This window comes from Ureaplasma diversum NCTC 246, assembly GCF_000731915.1.
In the GTDB taxonomy this organism is placed as follows: Bacteria; Bacillota_I; Bacilli_A; order Mycoplasmatales; family Mycoplasmoidaceae; genus Ureaplasma; species Ureaplasma diversum.
Genome location: NZ_JFDP01000020.1, coordinates 1 through 5,677, shown reverse-complemented (window position 1 = coordinate 5,677; position 5,677 = coordinate 1). Strand labels below are relative to the sequence as shown.

The window sequence follows — 5,677 nt, the reverse complement described above, 5'->3', positions numbered from 1 at the left end:
CAAGAAGAAGAGCAAGAAGTTCAAAAACCAAAAGGAATGAGAATGTAAAACCTAAATATAAGTACCAAAACAAGGTACTTTTTTAGTGTGGGGTTTATACTATAAATAAAAGATGGAGAGAAGATATGCGTAAAAACGAAGCTACAACTGATTTATGAGTTTATGATATGTTGAATAGGAGAGTTTAATATGAAATTTGATGAAGACGGTACTATAAATGAAGATATTCTTAATTTTCTTAATGAAGATACATTCAAAGGTTCTAATAATGAAGAAGAGTTAAGAATAGAATTTCAAAATCAATTAAATCATATTGCTAGAGCATTAAATCTTACAAAAAATCATTTAACTTTTAGATATGAGAGCAAATTAAATGGAGGTAGATGTGATTTCTTATATGGAAACACAATAATTGAATATAAAAAATATAATAAATTAGCAAATCCTAATGAATTAGATAAATCAGTAAATCAACTAAAAGAATATATTCAAGATAATAAATTTAAAGATTTACAAATGTTTGGATTTGTCTTTGATGGTTGCACATTAGAACATTATGTAAAAACCCAGGACAACGAAGTTAAAAAAATTTTTGGTGGAAAAATAACTATAGAAAATGCACAAAAATTAATTTCTATAATTTTTAAAAATGGACTTAGGCAAATTTCCCCTATTAATATACAAAGGGATTTTTCTATATTATCTAATGGTGGAACAATTGTTAAAGATAACGTTATTACAAAATTAGTAAGAAATATATATGATTTGTTAAAGAAAAGAAACAACCAAAAAACAGAACTATTGTATTTAGAGTGAGAAAAATTATTTAAACTATCTGAGACCGATACCGGTAAAAGTTTAGATATAGAAAAAAGAATAAAAATTTTTACTGAAATAATAGGTTCTGATGTAAAAAGAGATGAAGAATATCAAGTTTTATTTAGTTTGCATACTGCTTTAAATATAATTATCAAATTGTTTTTGGTTAAATCAACCAGTACATTAAAAGACTTGTTTATTAATGTAGAATATTTAGAAAAGTACTATAAAACAAATGACATTTTGCAAGTAAAATCTTTACTAAGAAAAGTAGAATCGGGAAAATACTTCGAACAACTAAATGTAATAAATTTAGTAGATGGTGAATTTTTTTCTTGATATTTATCTGAAAACTGAAATGAAAACTTGTTTAAAAACTTAAAAGAAATATTAATGATGGTTGATACATATAATTTCAACGAAATTGAAATAAAAAATAATATGTTAGGAGATTTATTTAAGTCTCTTTATGAAAATTTTATACCAAAAGCAGTAAGACATTCTTTTGGAGAATACCATACCCCTAGCTATTTAGTTAAATTTGTGTTAGATACTTTGCAATTAAAAGGCGACGACTACTTAAATAAAACTTTTGTGGACCCTTGTTGTGGTAGTGGAACATTTATTTTAGAAATATATAATAATAAAATGAAAGCTTTAAAATCAAAAATAGATTTTCAAGAGTTTTTAAATGGTGTTGTAGGGGTAGATATTAATCCAATATCAACATTAATTACAAAAGCAAATATTTTCATTAATTCTATAAATAAAGTGCAATTTGATGTTAATAAAAAATATGAAATTCCTATCTATAATTGTGATAGTTTGTATGTTCCAAAGCAAATTAATATAAACAATGTAGATTGCTATCATTATTCATTATACACTACATCTTTACAATCTAAATTTAAAGAAAATATACAATTGATTTTACCTGTAGAATTAGTAAATAAGGATGATTTTTTTAATATATTAGAAAAGTTAGAAGAATATATTATTGATTTAGATATCAATGGTGTAATGAATGAACTAAGCAAACATATTAAAAATATAAATTTAATTGAAAAAGAACTAAAAACAAATTTTTTGGAGTTAATAGAGCTTGAAAAAAGCAATTTAAATTCAATATGATTAAAAATATTTTCAAATTATTTCAAACTAGCTTCATATAATAATTTTGATTATATCATTGGAAATCCTGCTTGAGTGAGATGGGGGGATTTGCCACAAACATACAGAGATAATTTAAAAAATAATATTGAAATCAAAAATATTTTTAGTTCTGATAAAAATCACGGTGGTATTGATTTAAACTTTTGTGCTTTGTTAACAAATAAGTGTTGTGAGAGATGATTTAACAAGTCATCTAAACTAGCATATCTTATGCCAAAAAGTATTATTTACAACAAATCTTTTCAGGGTTTTAGAAAACTTATTATAAGAGATAATGAAAAACTGCAATTCAATGAGATATATGACTTTTCTAAATGTGGAGAAATTTTTGAAGGTACAGGAAACTTAGAATTTTCTTTATTTATAATTTCTAATAAAAGTAAAGAGAAATATATACCTTTTACCATTTTAAATAAGGTTAATAATACATTTGAAATTCATAAAAAGAACAAATTATTGCAATTAGATAAATACATTGATGAAAATAATTTTTTAGAAATAGAAGATGATGACAATATCAATCAAATTGAAAAAGTTATAGGAAAATGTGCTTATACATTTAGAAAAGGGGTTGAAGCTAAAGCCCCTATGCGATTTGTTTTTTGTGAAGATATTGATGACAAACTAGCTTACTTTTTCCCTGTAATAAAACAAAAAAAATTATATAAAGTGGATGAAACTAGAAAAATCAAATTAGAGAAAAAATATTTACATCCTTTAATTACAAGTCCTATGCTTAAAGAAGAATGGGACAATTTATATGTCTTATTCTTGTATGAATTTGGTAACAAACAACCTTTAGATTTAGATGTTATTAAAAATGAAGTCCCTAATATTTATAAGTGGATTGATTTTAATAAAAATGAATTAAAAAAAGGTTCTGATTATAATAACAGAATACAAATAAAACCCTACTGGGGTTTACTTAGAATTGGCGAATATACATTTAAAGATATATTTGTTTGCATAAGGGATAATACTAGCCTAAATCCCAAAATCATAACAAAGATAAAAACACACTGAAATGAACTAAAAATGCCGATATTTGACGGGCATATAAGCTATATATCATATAGCAAAAATATAAATGACAATTTAAGCTATGATGAAGCAAAATATATATTAAATATATTAACTAATAAATTAGTTTTAAAAATAATCTTGAATTCACAATCAAGCAGAAGTATATCAAGTAATATACCGATAAAAATTGATTTCTATAAACAATAAGGCGGAAATCCGCTTTTTTCTTTGCATTAAAGCATATAAATTTAACAAAATTAAGCAAATAAGCTACATTTTTTCATATTAATGAATAGCCCTTTTTACTTAATTAAATACGTGTATAATCTTGCACTAAGTACCTTTATAGTACTATTTTTATCTCTAAAATTTCTGATTCTGTTTGTTTTATTTCTTATTTATTATCTTTATCTATAATTCTTACTTTAAGATGAAAAAATATAGGATGATCTTCATCCTTTCAAAGGGTAAAAGCTTTAGCTTATATAGGTCTCCATAAACATCGAATGTTATTGTATATTCTTTAAAACAAGATGGGTATTTTAAATCCAGACATAAAAACTCCTACTAATTTTCTTTTTAGCTTCTTATTTAGATTCTTTACTATTCAGTTAATAGGATTTCATATTTTTAGTGCTTGATCAATTATATTAAGATCATAAATACGATATCTTATTTGTATATATCAACTTGCTTTTTAATCAATTATTTTACTAGAATGTTTTAATCATCATTTTAAAACCTAGATTTTTGTATTTTTCTACTTCTTTTAAAAAATCAGCTTTATATTTTTCAAAAACCGCATCAAATCGCCTAATCACTGTCATTGGTATAATGATGTCTCTATACTTACCTCTTACATACACATCTCTAAGACAATCATCAGCTATTGATCAAATAAAACTTATTGGTTTATTGTGTTCAAAAGAAAGTTTCTTTTCCACATTTATAAGGTCCTATATTTTTATATTTAGATGGGTTTTATATCTTAATTGGTTTGTTATTTTTAAATCATTACATTAGTGGTATTGTTATGTTATTAGTGTTATTAATCTTATTTAAATAGGTATTTTATTACTTAAACATTGTTGGTAATTAACTAGTTTATGTCTAGTAATTGAATTATTTAAAGAGATCTGTTTGTAGAGATAAAACTTAGATTGATTTAATTTTCTAATTTTATTAAGGTTTTTATACTTAATGTTAATTAATACCTTCTAAACTAAAGTAAATAAAAAATACTAGTGGGGTTAAAATCTCACTAGTATTTAATTTGTAATTATTGGTTTTTAGAAGATAACTAAATTGTAATTGTATTAGATTGACCTTGAAGTAAATTTTTCTTATTAGTATCTCCTGCTAGATATAATTCAACAACTTTATATTTACCTTTTTCACTATCTTTATACGCTAATGATGATGAAAGTGTAAAGGTAACAAACCCACCTTCTGTTTTAGGATTTTCATGATAAATAGTTTTTCCTTGGGCATCGAATGTAGCTGTTGTTTCATCATGAAATTGTCCTACATCTTTTTCTATAGACATTACAAATCGCTTTTCTTTTATTTTTTGATAGTTATCAACACTTGTTTTTACTGTTAAATAAAGATATTTATCAGCTTTTCTCTCAAGAGAATTATTTCCTACTAAGCTTATAGTTAGCTCAGAATCAATTTTTGTAGCATCTTGATTACGAGCTTTATTAAGAATAGTATCTATATCTTGAGTTTTTGAAATTTCATTAATCTTTTGGAGTTCTTCTAGTAATTTATCTTTTTCTTGTTGATCTATATTTTTTAAATTGCTAATTTCTTGTTTTGCTTGTTCTTTTTTAGCTTCAAATTTTCCGTATTCTTCATCCTCTTTTTTAGCATCGCTTAAGATATTTGTTAATTTTTCAGATTCAGAAGGATCAACTATTTTATCAATATCTTCAGTGTATTTAGTTAATCTTTCTTCAGGAATATTTGTTAATTCTTCAACTTCTTTTTTAGTAGCAGCTTTCTTTTCTTGTAGAGCTTTTACTGCAGCATCTTTTTGTTTTGCTTCTGCTTCCTTTTGGGCTTTTAGTTTATCTTCTTCACTTTGTGTTTTTTCACTAGTTTCATCAGTATTACCAGTTTTTGGTTTTTTGTTAGTTCCCGTTCCATCTTCAGTCCCTGTTTTTTTATCAGGATTTGTATCCCCTGTTTCAGGAGTCTTATTAGGTTCTGCATCTACTTTTGGCATTTCATTTTTTTCAGTTTCAGTTTTAGATTTCTCAGAATCACTAGTTCCTGGGGTTGAAGTATCACCTTCCTTCTTTTCAGAATCTTTAGGTTGACTTTCAACTTGTGGTTGTTGTGGTTTTGACATAGAATCTGAACCATTTCCATCTTTAGGAGAACTTTGTGGAGTTGATGGTTGAGTAGTTTCTGGTGTTTTGTTATTTGAACCACTTGGCGTAGTTGTTGTTCCACCATTATTTGAACCTTGACCACTTGGATTTGTAGTGTTTCCACTACCTGGGTTTGTAGATTCAGTTCCACCAGATTGAGATGGATTTTGAGTACCTTGAGAAGGTTTATTTGGTTTTGCTTTCGTTGGTGCGCAAGCTGCAACCACTCCAATAACACTAACCCCTGCCATAATAGCACCAACTGATAAAGCTAGTGCCTTCTT

At 25.7% G+C, this 5,677-nt stretch carries 3 protein-coding genes; 1 reads left to right on the top strand and 2 read right to left on the bottom strand.

Annotation, left to right across the window (positions count from 1 at the left end; translation table 4 throughout):
• Nucleotides 1–189 precede the first annotated feature (189 nt).
• Nucleotides 190–3,222 (top strand): DNA methyltransferase family protein, encoded by a 3,033-nt coding sequence (locus UDIV_RS00815; RefSeq protein ID WP_051749372.1) that lies wholly within the window; start codon nt 190–192, stop codon nt 3,220–3,222.
• 506 nt (nt 3,223–3,728) lie between these two features.
• On the opposite strand, the gene UDIV_RS00810 is transcribed toward UDIV_RS00815, so the two are convergent.
• Together UDIV_RS00810 and UDIV_RS04470 are read right to left on the bottom strand one after the other, a co-directional pair.
• Nucleotides 3,729–3,959, bottom strand: a complete 231-nt coding sequence (locus UDIV_RS00810) for a type I restriction-modification system subunit M N-terminal domain-containing protein (RefSeq protein ID WP_051749370.1) — start codon at nt 3,957–3,959, stop codon at nt 3,729–3,731.
• 356 nt (nt 3,960–4,315) lie between these two features.
• Nucleotides 4,316–5,677: hypothetical protein (locus tag UDIV_RS04470; RefSeq protein WP_038101920.1), on the bottom strand; the 1,362-nt coding region annotated here is incomplete at its 5' end.